Source organism: Cupriavidus neocaledonicus, from assembly GCF_000372525.1.
GTDB classification, from domain to species: domain Bacteria; phylum Pseudomonadota; class Gammaproteobacteria; order Burkholderiales; family Burkholderiaceae; genus Cupriavidus; species Cupriavidus neocaledonicus.
Genome location: NZ_AQUR01000084.1, coordinates 45,451 through 68,439, shown reverse-complemented (window position 1 = coordinate 68,439; position 22,989 = coordinate 45,451). Strand labels below are relative to the sequence as shown.

19 protein-coding genes, 1 tRNA gene and 1 pseudogene are annotated in these 22,989 nt (G+C 68.3%); 7 read left to right on the top strand and 14 right to left on the bottom strand.

Annotation, left to right across the window (positions count from 1 at the left end; all coding sequences use genetic code 11):
* Positions 1–291: 291 nt before the first annotated feature.
* The 10 genes and pseudogenes from A3AG_RS0108630 to def form a co-directional block, all read right to left on the bottom strand.
* Positions 292–783, bottom strand: a complete 492-nt coding sequence (locus A3AG_RS0108630; RefSeq protein WP_018005012.1) for a hypothetical protein — start codon at positions 781–783, stop codon at positions 292–294.
* A 201-nt stretch (positions 784–984) separates the two neighbouring features.
* A pseudogene (locus A3AG_RS33250) lies at positions 985–1,116 on the bottom strand (BrnA antitoxin family protein); the annotation flags it as partial.
* A 215-nt stretch (positions 1,117–1,331) separates the two neighbouring features.
* A tRNA-Phe gene (locus A3AG_RS0108620) sits at positions 1,332–1,407 on the bottom strand.
* A 60-nt stretch (positions 1,408–1,467) separates the two neighbouring features.
* A complete protein-coding gene (locus A3AG_RS0108615) occupies positions 1,468–2,178 on the bottom strand; it encodes a response regulator (RefSeq protein WP_018005010.1) in 711 nt (236 codons plus the stop codon).
* Positions 2,179–2,230: 52 nt separating this feature from the next.
* The gene (locus A3AG_RS0108610; RefSeq protein ID WP_018005009.1) at positions 2,231–4,663 is read right to left on the bottom strand and encodes a sensor histidine kinase; all 2,433 of its coding nucleotides are present in this window, start codon (positions 4,661–4,663) and stop codon (positions 2,231–2,233) included.
* Positions 4,660–5,514, bottom strand: a complete 855-nt coding sequence (locus A3AG_RS0108605) for a DUF4390 domain-containing protein (RefSeq protein ID WP_018005008.1) — start codon at positions 5,512–5,514, stop codon at positions 4,660–4,662. Before A3AG_RS0108605 ends, A3AG_RS0108610 begins: the two co-directional genes overlap by 4 nt.
* A gap of 9 nt (positions 5,515–5,523) precedes the next feature.
* Positions 5,524–6,963: a 16S rRNA (cytosine(967)-C(5))-methyltransferase RsmB gene (gene rsmB, locus A3AG_RS0108600; protein ID WP_026164048.1), complete on the bottom strand. Its 1,440-nt coding sequence runs from the start codon at positions 6,961–6,963 to the stop codon at positions 5,524–5,526.
* Between the two features lie 140 nt (positions 6,964–7,103).
* On the bottom strand, positions 7,104–7,964 hold the full coding sequence (gene htpX / locus A3AG_RS0108595) for a zinc metalloprotease HtpX (RefSeq protein WP_018005006.1): 861 nt from the start codon (positions 7,962–7,964) through the stop codon (positions 7,104–7,106).
* A gap of 181 nt (positions 7,965–8,145) precedes the next feature.
* Positions 8,146–9,159, bottom strand: a complete 1,014-nt coding sequence (fmt, locus tag A3AG_RS0108590) for a methionyl-tRNA formyltransferase (RefSeq protein WP_018005005.1) — start codon at positions 9,157–9,159, stop codon at positions 8,146–8,148.
* A gap of 154 nt (positions 9,160–9,313) precedes the next feature.
* The gene (gene def / locus A3AG_RS0108585; RefSeq protein WP_018005004.1) at positions 9,314–9,820 is read right to left on the bottom strand and encodes a peptide deformylase; all 507 of its coding nucleotides are present in this window, start codon (positions 9,818–9,820) and stop codon (positions 9,314–9,316) included.
* A gap of 160 nt (positions 9,821–9,980) precedes the next feature.
* Between def and A3AG_RS0108580 the strand changes: the two genes are divergently transcribed.
* From A3AG_RS0108580 to A3AG_RS0108565, 4 genes are all read left to right on the top strand, one after another.
* The gene (locus tag A3AG_RS0108580; RefSeq protein WP_026164047.1) at positions 9,981–11,165 is read left to right on the top strand and encodes a LysM peptidoglycan-binding domain-containing protein; all 1,185 of its coding nucleotides are present in this window, start codon (positions 9,981–9,983) and stop codon (positions 11,163–11,165) included.
* 7 nt (positions 11,166–11,172) lie between these two features.
* Entirely contained in the window at positions 11,173–12,363 is a 1,191-nt protein-coding gene (gene dprA, locus A3AG_RS0108575) for a DNA-processing protein DprA (RefSeq protein WP_018005002.1), read from the top strand.
* 82 nt (positions 12,364–12,445) lie between these two features.
* Entirely contained in the window at positions 12,446–12,850 is a 405-nt protein-coding gene (locus A3AG_RS0108570) for a thioredoxin family protein (RefSeq protein ID WP_018005001.1), read from the top strand.
* A gap of 158 nt (positions 12,851–13,008) precedes the next feature.
* Complete coding sequence (locus A3AG_RS0108565) at positions 13,009–15,675, top strand: DNA topoisomerase III (protein ID WP_018005000.1); 2,667 nt, start codon at positions 13,009–13,011, stop codon at positions 15,673–15,675.
* Between the two features lie 73 nt (positions 15,676–15,748).
* On the opposite strand, the gene A3AG_RS0108560 is transcribed toward A3AG_RS0108565, so the two are convergent.
* Positions 15,749–16,690: a LysR family transcriptional regulator gene (locus A3AG_RS0108560; RefSeq protein WP_018004999.1), complete on the bottom strand. Its 942-nt coding sequence runs from the start codon at positions 16,688–16,690 to the stop codon at positions 15,749–15,751.
* A 201-nt stretch (positions 16,691–16,891) separates the two neighbouring features.
* Here A3AG_RS0108560 and A3AG_RS0108555 point away from each other — a divergent pair, with 201 nt between their 5' ends.
* Positions 16,892–17,182: a hypothetical protein gene (locus A3AG_RS0108555; protein WP_018004998.1), complete on the top strand. Its 291-nt coding sequence runs from the start codon at positions 16,892–16,894 to the stop codon at positions 17,180–17,182.
* A 252-nt stretch (positions 17,183–17,434) separates the two neighbouring features.
* Here the strand turns inward: A3AG_RS0108555 and A3AG_RS0108550 are convergent, their stop codons facing one another.
* The 3 genes from A3AG_RS0108550 to A3AG_RS0108540 form a co-directional block, all read right to left on the bottom strand.
* Entirely contained in the window at positions 17,435–17,893 is a 459-nt protein-coding gene (locus A3AG_RS0108550; RefSeq protein ID WP_018004997.1) for a hypothetical protein, read from the bottom strand.
* 225 nt (positions 17,894–18,118) lie between these two features.
* Positions 18,119–18,313 (bottom strand): YbdD/YjiX family protein, encoded by a 195-nt coding sequence (locus tag A3AG_RS0108545; RefSeq protein ID WP_012354346.1) that lies wholly within the window; start codon positions 18,311–18,313, stop codon positions 18,119–18,121.
* 24 nt (positions 18,314–18,337) lie between these two features.
* Positions 18,338–20,410: a carbon starvation CstA family protein gene (locus A3AG_RS0108540; protein ID WP_018004996.1), complete on the bottom strand. Its 2,073-nt coding sequence runs from the start codon at positions 20,408–20,410 to the stop codon at positions 18,338–18,340.
* 402 nt (positions 20,411–20,812) lie between these two features.
* Here A3AG_RS0108540 and A3AG_RS0108535 point away from each other — a divergent pair, with 402 nt between their 5' ends.
* Positions 20,813–22,219 carry a cache domain-containing protein gene (locus A3AG_RS0108535; RefSeq protein WP_018004995.1) on the top strand — a complete coding sequence of 469 codons (1,407 nt, stop codon included), beginning with the start codon at positions 20,813–20,815 and terminating at the stop codon, positions 22,217–22,219.
* Entirely contained in the window at positions 22,216–22,902 is a 687-nt protein-coding gene (locus A3AG_RS0108530) for a response regulator (RefSeq protein ID WP_018004994.1), read from the top strand. Before A3AG_RS0108535 ends, A3AG_RS0108530 begins: the two co-directional genes overlap by 4 nt.
* Positions 22,903–22,989: the final 87 nt, after the last annotated feature.

The window sequence follows — 22,989 nt, the reverse complement described above, 5'->3', positions numbered from 1 at the left end:
GCGCTGCGCCGGGGCAGTGGCGCGAAGCATGGCTGGGAGCAAGGCCGGCCTGCCGCGTGGTGTCAGGGCCGGTGACGAAAACGATGGGGATAGCGCGCAGCAACAAGATGGACAACGTCGCCTGAGACGACGCCTCGAACAGTGGCAGGTCGTTGCCCGTGCAGGCAACGCCGCGGCGCAGCGGCTGCGCGCGCGGTCGCGACAGTGTTCCGCCGCGGCCCCGGTGCGTCAATGCGCGCTGGCGATGTTGTGAGCTGACGCCGGGTTTCGAATCGCGCCGTTCAGCGCCATTCAGCGCAACAGGAAGGCAATATCCTCGACCACGATATTCGCCACCGGGATGCCCTTGCGGCGCTGGAACAGGATGTGCTGCTGTACACGGCTGCGCTGTTCGGCAAACACGGCGGGATCGATCGGCGTGCCTATGCGCATGTAGTGCTGCACCAGCAGCTTGTAGGCGCGATGGCGAACCTGCATGGCTTCGGTTTCGGCGCGCAGCCGCTTGATTTCCGCCGGGCTGCGGTCGATGGCCTGGTGCAGCTCTTCCACCGTGCGCGCGTGCAGCTCGCGGTAGACATCGCGCTCGGCTTCCAGCTGATGCAGTTCGTCGCGCAGTGCACGGATCTTGTGCTGTAGCTTCAGCGTCTGCGACACCGCCTGCTGCATCCGCCCCGCCGCACCCAGCGCCTGGCTTGCCGCGGCCATGGTGCTTTGCCACAAGCCGCGCTCGCCGGACGCGGCTTGCGGTGGCCAGTGCTTGTCGGTTCCGGTCAATGTGTCCATCCAACCCCCGCTAACAAAGTATCGGCCCCGGGCCGGGGTATCCGCGTGATGGGTGCACATGGCAATGCGGCTTGGCCGGCCTGGGCCGCCCCGCCTGATGGCGGTGCGTCAGGGCATCCTAGAGAGACATGGATCGGCTGCCAAGTAGAAGATTTTTACTTCTGGATTGGGTGTTGCGCGCCGGGCAAAACGAACGCCGCGTCAGCGGCCGGGCAGCATGCGGTGCGACCCGGCATAGGCACGCAGCACATCGTTGATGCGCGTCTGCCAGCCATCGCCAGTGGCCTTGAAGGCTTCGACGACATCGCGGTCGCAACGCATGTTCAGCGTCACGCAGGCAGCAGTTTCCCGCTGACGAGAGCGTCACGATGCGCCGGCACGCTCAAGTCAACCTTGACTTCGCTCAGCCGTGTCGAGCGGTTCGGAGAAAGGCGACGTGGGTGGGATGCAGATGTGCCGCCGGGCGGCGCGGAAGGTCTGGCACGGCTCACCAGAGTGAGCCGCCCAATGCAAAAAGCCCGGCTGCAAGAGCCGGGCTTTTCCTGTTCTGGTGGCCTGGGACGGAATCGAACCGCCGACACAAGGATTTTCAATCCTCTGCTCTACCGACTGAGCTACCGGGCCAAAGAAGCGAAACTATAACTGGTCTTTTTGGGCCAGTCAAGCGTCATATAGGGCACTGCCTCAGTGTTCGGCCGGCTCCGGCTTGTTGCGGCCCAGCTCCACGCCGAGCTGCTTGAGCTTGCGGTACAGGTGCGTGCGCTCCAGCCCGGTCTTCTCGGCCACGCGGGTCATGCTGCCGTGTTCGCGCAGCAGGTGATATTCGAAATAGGCGCGCTCGAACAGGTCGCGTGCTTCGCGCAGCGGCATGTCGAACGAGAACTGCATCTCCGCTTCCGGCACGCGCGCCGGGCTGCCGTTGGGTGCGGCTTCTGCGGTGGCCTCGGGCGTGGCGGCGGCGGTGCCGGGCTCCGCGGTCGGCGCGGTGGCCGGTGCGGCGGCGGCCGTGGCGCTGCTGCGCGGGCGTTCGATGCCACGGGCCAGTCCCTGTTCCACCGCGGACAGCAGCTTCTGCAGCGCGATCGGTTTTTCCAGGAAATTGAGCGCGCCGATCTTGGTGGCCTCGACCGCGGTATCGATGGTGGCGTGGCCCGACATCATGATCACGGGCATGGTCAGCTGTCCCTGTGCGGACCACTCCTTGAGCAGCGTGACGCCATCGGTATCGGGCATCCAGATATCGAGCAGCACGAGATCGGGCGTGCCCGCCGCACGGTAATCGCGCGCCTGTTGCGCGTTTTCCGCGAGTTCGACCACATGGCCTTCGTCGCTGAGGATCTCCGAGAGCAGCTCCCGGATTCCCATTTCGTCATCGACTACGAGGATGGTTGCCATACTTCCCCTCTTAACCCCACCGCAGCGTTCCGGGACCGGACGCCAATGTTGACTATGCCAGTTTAACGAACAGGATCGAGATCTGCGCACCGACGATCTCGGCACCTTCCATGCGATTGCGCAGTTCGATGCGCGCGCCGTGTTCGTCAATGATCTTCTTTACCATCGCAAGCCCGAGACCCGTGCCCTTGGCTTTGGTGGTCACATAAGGCTCGAACGCACGGCTCAGGATGCGTGGTGCAAAACCGGGACCATTGTCCGCAATGGTGAGCTTGACGGCCTGCCGGTTCTCGCCGGCAGAATCTTTGTATTCTACAGTCTCGGTGTGCAGAGTGATATGGGGCGCCGCCCTACCGGCCGCGACGTTCTCGGCGGCAGCGTCCTGCGCGTTCTGCAGCAGGTTGTGGATGACCTGGCGCAGTTGCGTCGGGTCGCCCTTGATCTCGGGCAGCCCACTGCCCAGCGTCGGATGGATCACCGGGTGCTCATGCACCGCCGGATCGTCGATGCCGTACAGGTGCAGCACCTCGGCCACCAGGCTGTTGAGCTGCAGCGATTGCAGCACCGCCGGCGGCGTGCGCGCGTAGTCGCGGAAATCATCGACCATGCGCTTCATCGCGGCCACCTGGTTGACGATGGTGGCGGCGCCGCGCTTGAGCACGTCGGCATCGGTGCCCTCGAGCTTGGGCGAGAGCTTCATCTGCAGGCGCTCGGCCGAGAGCTGGATCGGCGTGAGCGGGTTCTTGATCTCGTGCGCCAGGCGCCGGGCCACCTCGCCCCATGCCACCGAGCGTTGAGCGGAAATCACATCGGAAATATCGTCGAAGACGATCACATAGCCGGGCTCGTCGCGCTCGCCGCCGGGCAGGCGCGCGCCGCGCACCAGCAGCGTGAGCGGCTGCTCCTCGCCCTGCGGCAGCTCGATCTGCTTCTGCCAGTGCTCGGCGCCGCCCAGCACCTCGCTGGTGTTCTGGTCCGAGAAGGCTTGCCGCACGATCTCGCCGAACGTGCCCATGCCGGGGATCTGTTCCATCGGCAGGCCCATCACCGCGCCGAACGGCTGGCGGAAGATGCGCTCCGCGCCGGGGTTGGCGGTGATCAGCACGAAGCGGCGGTCGAATACCAGCACGCCCGCGGTGAGGTTCTGCAACACGCTTTCGAGGTAGGCCTTCGACTGCTCCAGCGCAGCGCGGTTTTCCTCCACCGCCAGCCGCGCCTCGGCCAGCTGGCGCGTCATCTGGTTGAACTGCTGCGTGAGCATGCCCAGTTCGTCGCGGCTCTTCAGCTCGCGCTTGGGCGACAGATCGCCCTCGGCCACTTCCTTGGTTCCCTGCAACAGCATCAGCAGCGGCCGCGCCAGCTGGCCGCCGAGCAGCAGCGCCAGCATCACCGCGATGAACACCGCCAGGAACAGCGTCAGCGTCAGCGTGCCGATATACATCTTGCGCAGGCCGGTGCGGCCCAGCGCCTTTTCCTGGTACTCCTGGTACGCGCGCTGGACCTCGTCGGCATTGCGCGCGAGCACCGCCGGCACCGGGTGCAGCACCTGCAGGTAGCGCTCTTCGCGCACGGTCTCGCCGACCAGGCCGAAGCCGCTCGACGGCGAGTCTTCCGGGCTGCGCTCCACCGACAGGCCGGAGCCGGCCCAGCGCGGCGAGCGCGCCAGCGCACGCGGAGCGCTGGCCGCGCTGACCGTATCCTGCGCGGGCCCAGGCGCCGCGCCCAGCGGGATGATCACGCGCAGGCGGTACAGGTGGCTGCTGTCGATACGCTCGGGCGCCTGGCCGATATCGCTCGACGGATCGGTGCCGCCCTCCACCGCGGCATAGCCGCCCGCCAGCCGCGCCTGTTCCGCGAGCACGCCGGAAGGCAGGTCCGGCACCAGCGAGGCATAGTTGCTGGAAGCGGATGCCAGCACGCGGCCGCTGCCGGTGAAGATGGCGGCTTCCTGCACGCCGTACTGCTCGCGCAGCCGGTTCAGCTGCAGCGAGGTGGCCACGCCCGAAGCGCCGGCCAGCTGCTCGGACATCAGCCTTGCCTTGACCTGCAGGTCGGCCAGCGAGCTGTCGATGGTGGAGCGTCCCAGGTTCAGTCCGGCCTCGAGCGCGGTTTCCACCCGCACGTCGAACCAGGACTCGATGCTGCGCGAGACAAACTGCAGCGACACCAGGTAGATCAGCACGCCGGGCAGCACGCCTACCACGCCGAAGAACACCGCGAGCTTGGTCATCAGCCGCGTGCCGAACTTGCCGCGGCGATAGCGCAGCCATAGCGTGACCGCGAGCGCGCCGACGGTCAGCACCAGCAGCGCGCCGATCACCAGGTTCACCTTGAACAGCAGCGTGAAATAGCGATCGAAGAATTCGGTATTGGCCGAGGCGCCGGCCAGCAGGCCCACCAGCACCAGCGCCAGGAACACGATGATGCCGGCCACGACGCGGTACAGCACGCGCCGGAAGCGGCTGTCCCACAACGGGTTGCTCATGGCTGGCCCGGCGCGGGCTGCGCCAGCATCGCCGGCGACAGCGCGTACGACGCGGCCTGCAGATACAGGCCGCGTCCTTCCATCAGGCCGCGCTCATTGGCCGCGGCAGGCATCGAGGCCGGAGACGGTGCCGGCGCGGGCAGTGTCGGCGGGGCCGGCAGCGCGGGCGATGCGGGCAACGCGGGGGGCGGTGCCGGCGGCTGCGGCGGTGGCGCGGGCGGTGCGCTCAGGTCGGTCGGCACGGTATAGGTGAAGCGCCGCCAGTCGGACGCCAGGTTCCAGTCGCGCGTGTTGACGGCGTTGATCTGGAACGGCTTGGGCAATTGCGACAGGTCCAGCCGCATGCGTACTTCGGCGCTGTAGGTCTCGCCGGGCTTGACCGCGTTGCGCTCGAACACGCGCCAGCCGCGCACGCGCTGGATAAACTGCAGCGCGCTCTTCAGGCGCGTGAACGGCAGCTGCAGGCCGCCGGTGGAGATGCGGTACTGGCGCGTCAGCGGCTGGTACGACAGCCGCACGCTGCGGGTGGTGTTGACCGGCTTGTCGTCGAACCAGTACCAGCGCGAGCGCGACAGCTGGAAGTCGACCGCGAAATACAGCGAGATGCCCTTGTGCAGCGCGTCCTCGAGCGCGGGCGGCAGGTCGAAGTCGAAGCTGGCGGCAAGCTCGAAGCCGCCGTCCTGGTATTCGACGCGGGCCTCGGTGGCTTCGATGACCTGTGCCTGCGCGGCGCCGGGCAGCCACAGCACGGCGGCCAGCGCCAGCAGCAGCGCGAGTGCCCGGCGCGCCAGCCGTCTGCGGTGGCGGTCCACTTCAACGCGAAAGCCTGACAGGTGCGGCGTGCTCGGCATCGGATCAGATCAGGCGCGTTTCTGGAAGCGGGCGTAGAAGAAGCCATCGTGATCGGATGGCAGGCTGGTACCTTCGGTGCGGCCGGTGCTGTCAAGGGTGGCCTTGTCACCGTCCGCGCCCGCGGCAAGCGTTGCATGGGTGCCGGGCAGCAGCTGTCCCGGCGCCTGCAATCGTATCGCATCTGCCAGGTGCTCACCAAACCAGCGCGCCTGCTCCTCGCCCTCCGTTGGGAAAATAGAACAGGTGACATAGACCAGGATGCCGCCCGGCTTGAGCAGCGGCCACAGCTGCGAGACGATGCGGCGCTGCTCGGTGATGAGCTTGGCGATATCGGTTTCGCGGCGCAGCCAGCGGATATCGGGATGGCGCCGCACGATGCCCGAGGCCGAGCACGGCACGTCGGCGAGGATGCGGTCGAACGGCTGTCCGTCCCACCAGTCGGGGGGCCGGCTGGCATCGCCGACCACGATCTTCGCCGACTTGCCCAGCCGCGCCAGGTTCTCGCCGATGCGGGTGGCGCGCTGCGCGTCGCTTTCGACCGCGGTCACTTCGATATCGGCCAGCTCCAGCAGATGCCCGGTCTTGCCGCCGGGCGCCGCGCAGGCATCGAGCACGCGCATGCCGTCGGCCACCTCGAGCAGCGGCGCGGCCAGTTGCGCGCCGGCGTCCTGCACCGAGACCACGCCTTCGGCAAAGCCCGGCAGCTGGTTCACCGGCACCGCGCGCACTAGGCGCACGGCCTGCGGACCGACGACGTGGCCGGCCAGGCCGGCGTTGGCCAGGTCGGTGCGGTACTGCTGCACCGACACGCGCGCGGTGTTGACGCGTACCGTCATCGGCGGGCGCACGTTGGCGCTGGCGGCCAGCGCCATCCACCGGTCGGGATAGGCTTCGCGCAGCAGGCGCAGCCACCACGGCGGCAGGTTCCAGCGTGCCTGCTCGTCGCGGTTGACTTCGGCCAGCAACGACTTGCGCTCGCGCAGGAAACGGCGCAGCACCGCGTTGACCAGTCCGCGCGCGTGCGCGGTCTTGGGTTCGGAGGCGGCCGCGCTGACGGCCTGGTCGACCACCGTGAAGGTGCTGTAGCCCGGACGGCCGGCGTCGGCATCGTGGCGCGCCGGGTCGGCGCCTTCGTGCCGCTCGCGCGGGCCCGGCCCGTGTTCCAGCAACAGGGCCAGCGCCACCGCCAGCAGCGAATCGACCTGCGCACCGGGCGGCCGCGTCACCAGCTTGGTCACCAGCGCGCGCGCGGTGCCGAACTGGCGCATGGTGCGGTAGGCGATGTCCTGCAGCGCGCCGCGCGTGGCGGCGTCGCGCACGCGGTCCAGCCGCAGTTGCGCGGCGGCGTCCTCGATCGCCTGGGGCAAGGCCGTGCCTTCGCTGACGGCGCGCACCGCGGTGGCGGCACCAAGCATCTGGAAGGCAAGCGAATCGGGAGGCAGGCGCATATCGGTCAGGCGGCGGGTCAGGCAGCGGGTCAGGCGGTGAATCGGAAATCGCGGGCGCGGGCCAAAAAAAGCCCGCCGGTCCACGCGGAACAGCGGGCAGTTTACCTTGTGCCGGGGCCGCGCCCCGGATTTCCGGCGGCTCAGGCGGGATAGGTGCCAGTCTGGGCCATCTGCATCAGGCGCGCGATGCGTTCCTCGGTGGCCGGATGGGTCGAGAACAGGTTGGCGATGCCGCCGCCGGACAGCGGGTTCATGATCATCATCTGCGCCGTGGCCGGGTGTTCCTCGGCCGCCTGGAACGGGATGCCCTGCGCGTAGCGATGGATCTTGTCCAATGCGCTGGCCAGCGCCTGCGGATCGCCGCTGATCTCGGCACCGCCGCGGTCGGCTTCGAATTCGCGCGCGCGCGAGATTGCCATCTGGATCAGCGAGGCCGCCAGCGGCGCCAGGATCGCCACGGCGATGCCGGCGATCGGGTTGGTGCGATTGCCGTTCTCGTCGCGCCCGCCGAAGAACATCGCCATATTGGCCAGTGCCGAGATCGCGCCGGCCATGGTGGCGGCGATGGTCGAGGTCAGGATGTCGCGATGGCGCACGTGCGCCAGCTCGTGCGCCATCACGCCGCGCAGCTCGCGCTCGGACAGCACGCGCAGGATGCCTGTGGTGGCGGCCACCGCGGCGTGTTCGGGATTGCGCCCGGTGGCAAAGGCGTTGGGGGCGTCTTCGTTGATCAGGTAGACGCGCGGCATCGGCAGGCCGGCGCGCTGCGCCAGGTCCTGCACCATGCCGTAGAACTGCGGCGCGCTGCCGGCATCGACTTCCTGCGCGTTGTACATGCGCAGGACCATCTTGTCCGAGAACCAGTAGGAGAAGAAGTTCATGCCCAGCGCGATCAGCAGCGCGAACATCATGCCGCTGCGCCCGCCGATCATGCCGCCGATGACGATGAACAGCGCCGTGATGGCCGCCATCAGCATGAAGGTCTTGACCCAGTTGAACATTGCGGTGATCTCCGTGTAATCGTGACGCGCCCCGGAAAAGCTGGCGCGATGCCCGTTAGATAGGGGCCGATCGCAGAAAATTCAACAGCCGTCCAACGGCCCTTGCAATGTTGCCCGCCCGCACGCAGGGGGGCGCCGTGCGCGGCACATCAAGCGTCATGTGCGGCAAAGGGCAGCCTGCTCAAGTCCCCGCGGCGCCGTTGCCGGGCACCACGCAGCGCGTGCCCGGCGGCAGCGGCAAGGCCTGCAGGAACTGCTGCGCCGGCTGGCGGCGGCCGCCCGGCTTCTGCAGCTCGGTGACCTGCAGCGCGCTGCCCTCCCCGCACGCGATCAGGATGCCGGCGGCATCGGCCGCCAGCACCGTGCCGGGCGGATGCGGCAGGCTGCTGGCCGCCGCCAGCGGCACGGCCTGCCAGCACTTGATCACGGTGTCGCCCACCTGCACGGTGGCGCCCGGGAACGGGTTGAAGGCGCGCACCTGGTTGGCCAGTTGGGCGGCCGGGCGGCGCAGGTCCAGCGGCGCTTCGTCCTTGGCGATCTTTTCGGCGTAGGTGACGCCCTGGGCGGGTTGCGGCGTGGCCGCCAGCGGCCGGCCGGTGTCCAGCTGCCGCAGCGCGTCGACGATCATGCGCGCGCCGAGCGCGGCCAGCGTATCGTGCAGCGTGCCGGTGGTGTCGTCCGCGCCGATCGGCACCGCCTCGCGCGTGAGCATGTCGCCGGTATCCAGGCCCTCGTCCATCTGCATCAGCGTGATGCCGGTCTCGGCGTCGCCCGCCTCGATGGCGCGGTGGATCGGCGCCGCGCCGCGCCAGCGCGGCAGCAGCGAGCCGTGGATATTCAGACAGCCGAGCCGCGGCAGCGCCAGCACCTCGGCCGGCAGGATCAGGCCGTAGGCCGCCACCACCATGACATCCGGGGCGATGCCGGCCAGCGTTTCGATGGCCGCGGCCGCCTCTTCCGGATACTTGCCCTGGCGGCGCAGCGAACGCGGCTGCAGCACCGGCGCCAGGCCGGTGGCGATGGCGAACTGCTTGACCGGACTGGCCTGCAGCTGCATGCCGCGGCCGGCGGGCCGATCAGGCTGGGTCAGCACCGCGACCACCGGAAAGCCGGCGGCGTGGATGGCTTCCAGCGCGACGCGCGCAAACTCGGGCGTGCCGGCAAAGGCGACACGCAAGGGGCTGGCTTGGGACATGGCAGGTTTCCGTGGCCGGAAATGGCACCGGCCGCTATAGCGGCCGGTATCGTGGTTCTTCGGAAGTCATAAAGATAACAGACCCCGCGCCGCTGCCGCACGCGGGTGGCCGGATTCCGGCGCGCTGTTACATCTTTATTGCCGCCGCGGCGGCTTACATGCGGGTGCGTTCGCGCTTCTGCAGCTTGCTCTTGATGCGGTTGAGCTTGAGCGGCGACAGGTACTCGACGAAGACCTTGCCGCGCAGGTGATCGATCTCGTGCTGGATGCAGACCGCGAGCAGGTCGTCGGCATCGAGCTCGAAGCTCTCGCCCTTCTCGTTGAGCGCGCGCACGCGCACGCGGTCGGGGCGCTCGACCCGGTCATAGACCTCGGGCACCGACAGGCAGCCCTCTTCCCACACCTTGCGGTTGTCGCTGGCCCAGACGATCTCCGGGTTGATGAAGACCTGGAGCTGGTCGCGCGTTTCGGAGACGTCGATCACCACCACCTGCTCGTGCACGTTGACCTGGGTCGCGGCAAGGCCGATGCCGGGCGCCTCGTACATGGTTTCCGCCATGTCCTTGACCAGCTGGCGGATGCGGTCGTCCACCGCGGCCACGGGTTTGGCGACGGTGTGCAGGCGGGGATCGGGGTAGGTCAGGATGTCGAGTTTTGCCATGATGCTGGGGCGCAACGCCGGCTGCTGCCGGCAACCGGGCCGCGTTGCGGCGGCGGATGTTTACATGCAGAATCGGGGCGCAAGTACAAAAATTCAAGGCGCGCCGCAACAGGCACGCTCTCCCGGGTCAATCCGGCCGAACCACCGGCCGGTCAGGAAAATGCGCGATCTTACCAAAGAACACCAGGCGGCGTCGGGCCGCAGGCTGCACGCGTCCATCCACAGATTTCTTGCTTGTCCGTTATTGAGTGCCGCGGCCTTCACCGCCGCGGCCGCGCTGCCCGCGCTGGCGGCTGACCTGACGGTCAGCCCGGCCCAGCAGGCCGAAGCCCAGCGCAGCGCCCGGCACGGCATACCCGTGGCCGACCTTGCCGCCAACGCGCCATCGCAATATACGGTGCGCGCCGGCGACACGCTGTGGGGCATCTCGGGTCGCTTCCTGCGCCAGCCGTGGCGCTGGCCCGAGCTGTGGGGCATGAACCGGCAGCAGATCCGCAATCCGCACCTGATCTACCCGGGCCAGATCCTGTACCTGATCCAGCGCGACGGGCGGGCCTGGCTGTCGACCGTGCCGGGCGGCGGCGACACCGTGCGCCTGTCGCCGCAAATGCGCAGCGGTGCCGCCGACAGCGCCGCCATCCTGAGCATCCCGGCCGCCGAGATCGAGCCTTTCCTGATCCGGCCGCTGGTGGTCGACCAGGACACGCTGGACACCTCGGCGCGCATCGTGGCGGTGTCGGAGTCGCGCGTGATCCTGGGCCGCGACGACACCGGCTACGCACGCGGCATCCCCGCGGACGCGCCGCAGGACAGCGACTGGCAGGCCTACCGCCCGCTCACCCCGGTGCGCGATCCCGTGACCCAGGCCGTGCTCGGCTACGAGGCCGAATATGAAGGCAATGTGCGCCTGGCGCGCGGGGCGCAGGGTCCGGACGCGGTCTCGACCATGCAGGTCACGCAGGCCAGGCAGGAAATGGGCGTCGGCACGCTGCTGATGCCGCAGCCCGCGCGCGAAGCCTTGCGCTACGTACCGCACGCGCCCGATGCGCAGCTCGACGGCCGCGTCGCCAAGGTCTATGGCGGGGTGGAGTTCGGCGGCGCCAGGCAGGTGGTGGTGCTCAACCTCGGCAGCCAGGCGGGGGTCGAGCCAGGCCATGTGCTGGCCCTGTCGCGCACCGGCGAAACCGTGACCGACAAGACCGACAGCAACCGCGCCATCCGGCTGCCGGACGAGCGCTACGGGCTGGCCTTCGTCTTCCGCGTGTTTCCCGGCGTCTCGTATGCGCTGGTCACCGACGCTTCCAACGTGATCGCGGTCGGCGACCGCGCCACCTCGCCGCGCTGAGCCGCTCTTGGCGACATCTCCGGCGGCGCCTGTCGGCGCCGCATCCCTTTGCCCTGCCGGCGCCGGCGCGCCGGGCGCCATCCGCGATGCCGACGACCTGCAGGCCTGGCTGCAGCTGGCCTGTGCCCCCGGTGTCGGCCCGGTTGCGGTGCGCCTGCTGCTGGCGGCGTTCGGGCTGCCGCGGCAGGTGTTGGCGCAGAGCGTGACGGCGCTGTCCGCCGTGGTCCCGGCCAAGCTCGCCCGCGCGGTGCTGGCCCGGCCCGGGGCCGCGCTGCCGGAGCTGGTCGAACGCACGCTGGCGTGGCTCGGTACGCCCGGCAACCACCTGGTGACGCTGGCCGACGACGCCTACCCGCGCCGCCTGTTCGACCTGCACGATCCGCCGCCGCTGCTATATATCAAAGGCGATCCCGCGCTGCTGGCCCGGCCCGCGGTGGCGATCGTCGGCGCGCGCAATGCCACCGCGCAGGGCAAGCGCGATGCGCAGGCGTTCGGGCGCGAGCTGTCCGAGGCGGGCCTGACGGTGATCTCCGGCCTGGCGCTGGGGATCGACGCCGCCGCCCATGCCGGCGGCCTGCTTGGCTGCGGCGGCACCATCGCGATCACCGGGACGGGGGCCGACCGAGTCTATCCCGCCGACAACCTGGCCCTGGCCCATGAGGTCGCCCAGCGGGGCGCCGTGGTCACCGAATTCCCGCTCGGCATGCAGGGCCTGCCGGCCAACTTCCCGCGCCGCAACCGCATCATCGCGGCGCTGGCGCACGGCGTGCTGGTAGTGGAGGCCGCGGCGCGCTCGGGCTCGCTGATCACCGCGCGGCTGGCCGCGGAACTCGGGCGCGAGGTGTTCGCGGTGCCGGGATCGATCCACGCGCCGCTGTCGCAAGGCTGCCACCTGCTGCTGCGCCAGGGGGCCAAGCTGGTGGAGCGCACCGAGGACGTGCTCGAGGAAATCAACCTGGGGCCAGCCCCACCGGTGCGTTGCGAGCCTGCCGCGCCAGCTCCGGCTTCGGAGCAGTCTGAATTTGCCGATCCCGCCGACCCCCTGCTGGCCGCCCTCGGCTACGATCCGGTTACGCTGGATGCGCTGTGCGAGCGCAGCGGCCAGCCGCCGGACGCCGCCGCGGCACGCCTGCTGGAACTGGAACTGGCCGGGCATGCCGAGCGTCTACCGGGAAACCTGTTCCGACGCCTCGCGTAACGGCCGCGCCGGGGCGGCGTGGGCAATACCGATACAATCGCCGGCTGTCCGTGTGTCGCGGGCACCTCATGTTTCCGATGCCATGACCGTTTACTTTCCTGAACGTGATGCCGGCGCCATCGCCGACCGCCTGGCGGCGCGGCCGCAGGGCCGCCTGGTGGCCTGCCTGTGCGCGCAGTGGTGCGGCACGTGCCGGGACTACCTGGTGGCGCTGACGGCGCTGGCCGGGCGCCATCCGGACGATTGCTTTGTCTGGATCGATATCGAGACCCATGCGGATGCGCTCGGCGATATCGATATCGAGAATTTCCCGACCGTGCTGGTGCAGCCGGCCGTGGGTGGCACGCCGCAGTTCTATGGCACCCTGCTGCCGCATATCGAGGTGCTCGAGCGCATGCTTACGCGCGGCGCGGCCATGCCGATGCCTGCGGAAGACGTGCCCGAGGTGCTGGACTGGTTGCTTGGTGGGGGGCGCGGCGGCGCCTAGTCGGCGCGCGCGACGGCAGGCGAGCCGCCATGAGGCTGGCTTGCACCGCCGTCGAAACCGCGCTTATTATTGGCGCCTCATAGCCCCCCGGCGTTCTGATTACTACGTTTGCAGTGCAATTAGCGGGTTGCCGGATGCAGCCCGCAAGGACCCTTCCCATGTCAAAAGCCCTCATCATCGCGGAAAAACCGTCGGTCGCGGCGGATATCGCCCGTGCCCTCGGGGGGTTTACCAAGCACGACGAGTATTTCGAGAGCGATGACTACGTGCTGTCCTCCGCCGTCGGCCACCTGGTCGAGATCGCCGCGCCGGACGAATACGAGGTCAAGCGCGGCAAGTGGAGCTTCGCCAATCTGCCGGTGATCCCGCCGCATTTCGACCTGCGCCCGATCGCCAAGACCGAGTCGCGGCTGAAGGTGCTGAACCGGCTGATCAAGCGCAAGGACGTGACCGCGCTGATCAACGCCTGCGACGCGGGGCGCGAAGGGGAACTGATCTTTCGCCTGATCGCGCAGCAGGCCAAGGCCAGGCAGCCGGTGCGCCGGCTGTGGCTGCAATCGATGACGCCACAGGCGATCCGCGACGGCTTTGCCGCGCTGCGCGAAGACGAAGACATGCTGCCGCTGGCCGACGCCGCGCGCTGCCGCTCCGAGGCCGACTGGCTGGTCGGCATCAACGGCACGCGCGCCATGACCGCGTTCAACAGCAAGGGCGGCGGTTTCTTCCTGACCACCGTGGGCCGCGTGCAGACGCCGACGCTGTCGATCGTGGTCGAGCGCGAAGAGAAGATCAAGCACTTCGTGCCGCGCGACTACTGGGAGGTGCGCGCCGAATTCATCGCCGCCGCCGGCCTGTATGAAGGCCGCTGGTTTGATCCCAAGTTCAAGAAGAACGAGTTCGACCCCGAGGCGCGCGATTCGCGCCTGTGGAGCGAGGCCGAGGCCAAGAGCATCGTCGCCGCCTGCCGCGACAAGCCGGGTACGGTTACCGAGGAATCCAAGCCGTCGACGCAGCAGTCGCCGGCGCTGTTCGACCTCACCACGCTGCAGCGCGAGGCCAACTCGCGCTTCGGCTTCTCGGCCAAGAACACGCTCGGCCTGGCGCAGGCCCTGTATGAAAAGCACAAGGTCCTGACCTACCCGCGTACCGATGCGCGCGCGCTGCCTGAGGACTACATGGACACGGTCAGGCAGACCATGGACATGCTCGCCGACAGCTCGCCCAACTACCTGCCGCACGCCAAGAAAATCCTGGCGCAGGGCTGGGTCAAGCCGAACAAGCGGATCTTCGACAACAGCAAGATCAGCGACCACTTCGCCATCATCCCGACGCTGCAGGCGCCCAAGAACCTGTCGGAGCCGGAGCAGAAGCTGTACGACCTGGTGGTGCGCCGCTTCCTGGCGGTGTTCTTCCCGGCGGCCGAATTCCAGGTCACCACGCGCATTACCGAAGTCGCCGGCCACCACTTCAAGACCGAAGGCAAGGTGCTGGTCAACCCGGGCTGGCTGGTGATCTACGGTCGCGAAGCGCAGGGCGACAAGGATGCCGCCAACCTGGTGCCGGTGGCCAAGGACGAGAAGGTCAAGACCGACAAGGTCGAGGGCGTCGGCCTGACCACCAAGCCGCCGGCGCGCTACAACGAAGCCACGCTGCTGTCGGCGATGGAAGGCGCCGGCAAGCTGGTCGACGACGACGCGCTGCGCGAAGCCATGGCCGGCAAGGGCCTGGGCACGCCGGCCACGCGCGCGGCCATCATCGAAGGGCTGCTGACCGAGAAATACCTGGTGCGCGAAGGCCGCGAGCTGATCCCCACCGCCAAGGCGTTCCAGCTGATGACGCTGCTGCGCGGCCTGGGCGTGCAGGAACTGACCCAGGCGGAACTGACCGGCGAGTGGGAGCACAAGCTGTCACAGATCGAGCGCGGCCGCCTCAAGCGCGACGAGTTCATGCGCGAGATCGCGCAGATGACGCAGCAGATCGTCAAGCGCGCCAAGGAATACGACAGCGACACCATCCCGGGCGACTACGCCACGCTGGACACGCCGTGCCCGCAGTGCGGCGGCCAGGTCAAGGAGAACTACCGCCGCTTTGCCTGCACCGCGTGCGAATTCTCGATCAGCAAGATCCCGGGTGGCCGGCAGTTCGAGATCGAGGAAGTCGAGGAACTGCTGCAGAAGAAAGAGATCGGCCCGCTGCAGGGTTTCCGCAGCAAGATGGGCCGTCCGTTCGCCGCCATCCTCAAGCTGGGCAAGGACGACGAAGGCCATTACAAGATGGAGTTCGATTTCGGCCAGAATGACGACGACAACGACGGCGAGCCGGTCGACTTCAGCGGCCAGGAGCCGGTGGGAACCTGCCCGAAGTGTGGCGGTTCGGTGTTCGAGCACGGCATGAAGTACGTCTGCGAGAACAGCACGACCAGCCCCAAGAGCTGCGACTTCACCACCGGCAAGATCATCCTGCAGCAGGAAATCAGCCGCGAGCAGATCGGCAAGCTGCTCAACGAAGGCAAGACCGATCTGCTGACCGGCTTCAAATCGTCGCGCACCGGCCGCAACTTCAAGGCCTTCCTGGTCAAGCAGCCGGACGGCAAGATCGGCTTCGAGTTCGAGGCGCGCGAGCCCAAGGCGGGCGCCAAGACCGCTGCCAAGGCCCCGGCCAAGGCGGCATCGCGCGGCACGGCGGAAGCCGAGGCGGCGCCGGCGACCAAGGCTGCGACCAAGACCGCCGCTGCCAAGGCGCCGGCGAAGAAGGCCGCGGCAAAGAAGGCACCCGCCAAGACCGCTGCGGCAAAGAAGACGCGCGCGGCAGCGGCGGGCGAGTAAGCGCGCTCGCCCCATGCCAAACGCCCGGCATCGCCGGGCGATTGGCTTTCCGGGGACGCCCCCGTGCGCTGGTTCAGGTACGCAAGGCGTGGGTGCCCAGGCTGACGGCGGACCGCTCTTCCTTGCCCCGCACGTGCCCTTCTTCCAGCAGGAAGTCGATAAAGGCGCGCACCTTGGTGGGCAGGAACTTGCGGCTCGGATAGACCACGCTGACATCGCGCCGCGGCAGCTGGTACTGCGGCAGCACGTGCACCAGCCGGCCCGCTTCGATATTGGGCCGCGCCAGGTAGGACGAAAGCATGGCCACGCCCATGTCGGCCAGCGCGGCCTGGTGCGCCAGCTCGGCGTTGCTGCACAGCAGGCCCGGGCGGATCGGCACGGTCACCTCGCCTTCGGGCCCGAGCAGCGTCCATTCGTGCTCGGCGTTGGGCAGGCGCATGGCGATGCAGCGATGGTGGCTGAGCTCATGGGCATGGCGGATCGGCGCATGCGCGGCGACATAGCCGGGCGAGGCGCACAGGATCACCTCGGCCGACAGCAGCGGCCGCGCCACCAGGTGCGAGCCCAGTCCCAGGTCCGACAGCATCACCGCCACGTCGCGGCCTTCCTCGACGATGTCGACATTGCGGTCCGACAGGATTACGTCGAATACCACCTCGGGATAAAGCTGCTGGAAGCGCGACAGCAACTCGGGCAGCAGGTGCAGGCCGAACATTACCGGCGTCACCAGGCGCAGCGTGCCGGACAGCGACTGGCTGCGGGCCGTGACCACGCTTTCGGCTTCCTCCACGTCTTCCAGGATCTGCTGGCAGCGCTGCAGGTAGGTCTCGCCGGCATCGGTCAGCGAGAGGCTGCGCGTGGTGCGGTTGAGCAGGCGCGTGCCGAGGTGGCTTTCCAGATCGGCCACGTAGCGCGTGACCACCGCGTTGGACATTTCCAGCTGCTGCGCTGCACGCGCGAAGCTGCCGAGTTCCACCACTTTGGAAAACACACGCATCGACTGCAAGCGATCCATGACATAGTCTCCGGTTTCTTTGCTGAATTCTTACGCAATCAGCTTATTTTATTGTCCGAATCAAAACTAATCATTGTGGATCCTGATATTTATTGATATGAGGGAAATGCCTAATATCTAGCCATCGGATGCCGCAATGCAACATGCCCCTTCTCTGAAGGTGCCGGATCAGGCATCCACGCTATAGGAAAGGCCTGAATCATGAAAAGCAACCGTTACGCCCTCATCGCTGTCGCCACTGTCGCTGCCGCCCTCTGCGCCGCGCCCGCCTTTGCCAAGAACGGCCAGTTCGACGTCTTCACCGACGGCGCCAAGGTAGCCGGCTTCGACGTCTATGCCGATGGCGCCCGGGCCGGCAAGTTCGACCCGTACACGGACGGTGCCAAGGCCGGCAAGTTCGACACCTTCACCGGCGGCGCACGCACTGGCAAGTTCGACACCTTCTCGGAAGGCGCGAAGTACGACACCACGACCGATCGCGCGCCGCTCTGAGCCAGCGCGATCCGCCCGCTTGCACCTGGTCTCCACAGGTCTTTAGGAGAGCGCCCCGCGCCTCTCCCGCTTTATTGGGAAGAAGCCCGCTACCGGCACCGGTAGCGGGCTTCTTTGTTTCTGGCGCCGGCGCAGCGGGCTCGGACTGTGGTCGATTATGCCAGACGCCGCAATGCAACGCGGTTCGGGCGGGGCGCCGAAGCCCAAAGAAAAACGGGCCATCATGGCCCGTTTTGCTGACCCCGCTGCGACTTAATCGTCGTAGTGGTGGCGATGATGGTGCTTGTGCTTCTTGCGCTTGTAATGGCTGTTGTTGTAGTAGCGGCGATCGTCGTCGTACGAGTTGTTGCGCGAGATATTCCCGCCCAGCGCCGCGCCCGCGCCGCCGCCCAGGCCGGCGCCGATCAGGCCGCCGGTGCGCCCGCCCATGGCGTTGCCGGCCGCGGTGCCGGCACCACCGCCGAGCGCGCCGCCGATAATGGCGCCGGTGCGCTCGCGGCGGTTGGACGTGACCGCGCCACCCGCGCCGCCACCCACCGCACCGCCGATCACCGCGCCGGTGCTGCCGCCCAGCGCGCCGCCGACAGCGGCACCGGCGACACCGCCGAGCGCCCCGCCGAGGGCATTGTTCATGTCGCCCGCGATGGCCGGCAGCGCGCAGGCCGCCAGGGCAAGGGCAACGGTCAGGTTGCGAACGGGATGGCGAGTCATATGTTTTTTCCTCGAATTGCCATGATGTGTCGCAAGTGTAGATAAGGTGCCGCAGCCTTGCTGTAACCACCTGTAAAGCCCTGTAACCCCCTGCAGAAACGGTATCGGGCCATGACAACGGCGCGGTGAAAATACAACACTTAATAAAAAGACAGGCGATCATGTGATCGCCTGTCTGCATTGTCTGCCGCCGGGCAAGGTCCGGCGGCGCGGCTCAACGGGGCCTCAGCAGCACTTGCCCTGGCCGCCGCCGTAGCGCGCTTCCTGGCGCTCGCGGAAAAATTCCTCGTAGCTCATCGGCGCACGGTCGGGGTGCGTGCTTTCCATATGCGCCACGTAGGTCTGGTAGTCGGGCAGCCCGACCATCAGCCGCAGCGATTGCCCGAGGTACCGGCCCATGGTGCCTAGTTGTTCCAGCATGGCGGCTCCTTGTCGAGGGGAGAGTCAGGACTGGGCCGACGCGGCGCCGGGCAGCGGCTCGAACGGCGTTTCCTTGTCGGTCGGGCGGTTCACGGCGCGCGCCTGCAGCGCGGTCTTGAAGCCGTAGCACACGATCGACAGCACCACCACCATGAACAGCGCGCACAGGCCGGCGTCCAGGTAGTCGTTGAAGACGATGCGGTGCATCTGCTCCATCGACTTGGCGGGTGCCAGCACCTTGCCTTCGGCGATGGCTGCGCTGAACTTGGCGGCATGGGTCAGGAAGCTGACCTTCGGGTCCGCGTGGAACAGCTTCTGCCAGCCGGCGGTCAGCGTGCAGATCAGCAGCCAGACCGTCGGGACCAGCGTGACCCAGGCGTACTGGCCGCGCTTCATCTTGACCAGCACGCAGGTGCCCAGCACCAGCGCCACCGCGGCCAGCATCTGGTTGGAGATACCGAACAGCGGCCACAGCGTGTTGATGCCGCCGAGCGGATCGACCACGCCCTGGTACAGGAAGTAGCCCCACGCGGCCACCGTCAGCGCGGTGGCGATCAGGTTGGCCGGCAGCGAGTCGGTGCGCTTCATCGACGGCACGAAGCTGCCCAGCAGGTCCTGCAGCATGAAGCGGCCGGCGCGGGTGCCCGCGTCGACGGCGGTCAGGATGAAGAGCGCCTCGAACAGGATGGCGAAGTGGTACCAGAACGCCATCATGGCCTGGCCGCCGACCACCTGGTGCAGGATGTGGGCGATGCCGACGGCCAGCGTCGGGGCGCCGCCGGCGCGCGAGATGATGGTGTTCTCGCCGACGTCCCTGGCGGTCTGCACCAGCACGTCCGGCGTGATCACGAAGCCCCAGGTCGAGACCGCCTGCGCCACCGCTTCCGGCGTGGTGCCGATCACGGCCGCGGGGCTGTTCATGGCGAAGTACACGCCCGGCTCGATCACCGCGGCGGCCACCAGCGCCATGATGGCGACGAAGGACTCGGCCAGCATCGCGCCGTAGCCGATGAAGCGCGCGTGGGTCTCGTTCTCGAGCAGCTTGGGCGTGGTGCCCGACGAGATCAGCGCGTGGAAGCCCGACACCGCGCCGCAGGCGATGGTGATGAACAGGAACGGGAACAGGTTGCCCGACCACACCGGCCCGCCGCCCGCGGCGAACTGCGTGAAGGCCGGCATCTTCAGTTCCGGCGCGACGATCAGGATGCCTACCGCGAGCGCGATGATGGTGCCGATCTTCAGGAAGGTCGACAGGTAGTCGCGCGGGGCCAGCAGCAGCCACACCGGCAGCACCGCGGCGACAAAGCCGTAGATGATCAGCATCCAGGTCAGCGCCTTGCCGTCGTAGGTGAACAGCGGCGCCAGGGTCGCGCTTTCATGCACGTACTGGCCGCCGATGATGGCCAGCATCAGCAGCACGAAGCCGATCACCGAGACCTCGCCGATGCGGCCCGGGCGGATATAGCGGGTATAGATGCCCATGAAGATGGCGATGGGGATGGTCACCGCCACGGTGAAGGTGCCCCACGGCGAGTCCGCCAGGGCCTTCACCACGATCAGCGCCAGCACCGCCAGGATGATGATCATGATCATGAAGCACCCGAACAGCGCGATCATGCCCGGCACCGTGCCCATCTCGGACTTGACCAGGTCGCCCAGCGAGCGGCCGTCGCGGCGCGTCGAGATGAACAGCACCATGAAGTCCTGCACCGCACCGGCGAACACCACGCCGGCCAGCAGCCACAGCATGCCGGGCATATAGCCCATCTGCGCGGCCAGCACCGGGCCCACCAGCGGGCCGGCGCCGGCAATCGCGGCGAAGTGGTGGCCGAACAGCACCGCCTTGTTGGTCGGCACGTAGTCCAGGCCATCGTTATGGCGCCACGCGGGCGTCATGCGCTTGGGATCGAGCTGCATCACCTTGTCGGCGATGAAGCGGCTGTAGTACCGATAGGCGATCAGGTAGATGCAGAGCGCGGCAACCACGATCCACAGCGCGCTGACGGCTTCGCCGCGCGCGAGCGCGACGGTGCCGAAGGCAAACGCGCCAAGGATGGCGACGGCCAGCCACACCAGGTGTTCTCCGATGCGATTCATAGTGAAGGTCTCCTCAGACCGGGATTTGGAAAGCCTGCGGCGGCGAAGGACTGGCAACTGGCAACGGGCGGGTCGGCGGCGGGCGCCTGAGGCGGGCAGCGACGGCAATCCGGCGGTGAGGGGTCTCCTGGGCTGCTGGAATGAATTGCTGCGCGCCCGGTTCGTGTCGTTTCCGGGTCTCGTCTGGCAGGCAGGCGATGCACCAACCGGGTAGGCGGTGCACCAACTGCGTGGACCCGCGCCGCATGTTGGGGCGGCTTGCGCGTCCGGCGTGTAGTATTGACAGCCGCCAAACCCGGCACAAGCGCGTAACTACGCAGCACTTCTGCGTAGTACTACGCAAGTCGACGGTGGCATGCCGCCTGCGCGGCATCGGTGTTTACCCCCGTTCCCCGGTCCTGTATGAAACTCCGCCAGAAAATCCTGTTGCTCGCCGTGGCGCCGCTCGCGGTGGCGATGCTCGGCATCGCGCTGGCGGTGCGCTTCCAGGCCACCCAGCTGGCGCAGCATGAACGGGCGCTGGTCGAGGCCGCCTACCTGCAGAGCAAGGAGACCGAGCTGCGCCACTACGTGGAACTGGCGCAGAGCGCGATCGCGCCGCTGGTGCGCTCCGGCCGCAACGACGACGCCACGCGCCAGGCGGCGATGCAAGCGCTGGCCCGGCTCGACTACGGCCCCGACGGCTACTTCTTCCTGTACGACCTGCAGGGCCGCAACCTGATGCATCCGCGCCAGCCCGAGCTGGTGGGCCAGGATCTGTGGGCGCTGCGCGACCCGCAGGGCGCGCCCACCATCCAGCAGCTGATCGCCGCGGCCAGGGGCGGGGGCGGCGCGGTGCGCTACCAGTGGCGCAAGCCCTCGTCGCAGCAGCTGGCGCCCAAGCTCGGCTACGTGGTGGCGGTGCCCGAATGGGGCTGGATGCTCGGCACCGGCATCTACCTGGATGACGTCGAAAGCACGCTGCGCCAGCTCGACGCGCGCGCCGAGACCGATATCCGCGAGACCATGGCGTGGATCGGCGTGATCGCCGGCATCAGCATCCTGCTGGTGGCGGCCAGCGGCCTGGCGCTGAACGTCAGCGAACACCGCGAGGCCGACGCCAAGCTGCGCCAGCTGGCGCAGCGCGTGGTGCAGTCGCAGGAAGAAGAGCGCGCGCGGCTGTCGCGCGAGCTGCACGACGGCATCAGCCAGTTGCTGGTCTCGGTCAAGCTGGTGCTGGAAACCGCCGCCAACCGGCTGCGCCTGGCCCCGGCCGAAGGCGCGGCGGTGGCGCCGGTGCTGGGCATGGCGCTGAACCGGCTCGACACGGTCTTCAATGAAGTGCGGCGCGTGGCGCGCAACCTGCGCCCGGCGCTGCTCGACGACCTGGGGCTGTTCGCCGCGCTCCAGCACCTGGCGCGCGAGATGCAGGGCGGCAGCGGCCTCGAGATCATGGTGACGCAAAGCGGCACCCCGCGCGAACTGCCCGACGAGCAGGCCACGGCGCTGTTCCGCATTGCCCAGGAAGCGCTGACCAACGTCGAGCGCCACGCCGGCGCGCAGCGCGTGTCGGTGTCGCTCGCCTTCGATGCCGATGCCACGCGCCTGGCCGTGCGCGACGACGGCCACGGCTTCGACGTCGCGCGCATGCAGGCCGACCCGCAGCGCGGCATTGGCCTGCGCAACCTGCGCGAGCGCATCGCCGCGCTGTGCGGGCAGTTCGACATCCGTTCCGGCCTGGGCGGCACCCAGATCATCGCCTCGCTGCCGCTGGCCAGCCCCGCGGCCGCCGCGCGCGAAGCTGTTTCCGCAGGACCCTCGCAGTCATGATCCAGTTTCTTGCCCAAGATAGCGAAGCCAACGAAGCACCCGCGCGCGTGCTGCTGATCGACGACCACGCGCTGGTGCGCGACGGCATGCGCATGCACCTGGCGCTGCAGCCCGGGCTGCGCGTGGTCGGCGAAGCCGACGACGGCGAAGCCGCGCTGGCGTGGCTGGAGCGCGCCGGCGCGGCCGAGATGCCGGACCTGGTGATCACCGATATCGGCATGCGCGGCATGGGCGGCATTGCACTGGCGGCGGCGCTGCATGACCGCTATCCCGAACTGGCGGTGCTGATCGTGTCGATGCACGACAACCTCGAGTACGTGCGCCAGGCCGTGCGCGCCGGCGCACGCGGCTATGTGCTCAAGGACGCCCCGGCCGACGAACTGATCGCGGCGATCCGCTCGGTGCTGGCGGGGCGCGTGTTCTACAGTGCCCGCATCGCGCGCGGCATCGCCGAGCAAAGCCCCGCGGCGGGCCCGCTCGACGCGCTCACGCCGCGCGAGCGCGATATCCTGCGCGGCATCGGCCGCGGCCTGGCCAACAAGGAGATCGCGGCGCAGCTGGGGGTGTCGGTGCGCACCGTCGAGACCCACCGGCTGAACCTGAAGCGCAAGCTGGGGATCGAGGGGCGCGCCGGGCTGGTGAAGTATGCGGTGGAGACGCTGGGGGACAGCGAGGGCGGCTGAGGACGCCACGACGCAAACGAGGAGAGCGGTTTTGGGTGCTCCCAAACCGCCTGAACTTGCCTAAGCAAGGTGTTCTCCCTCTCCCCT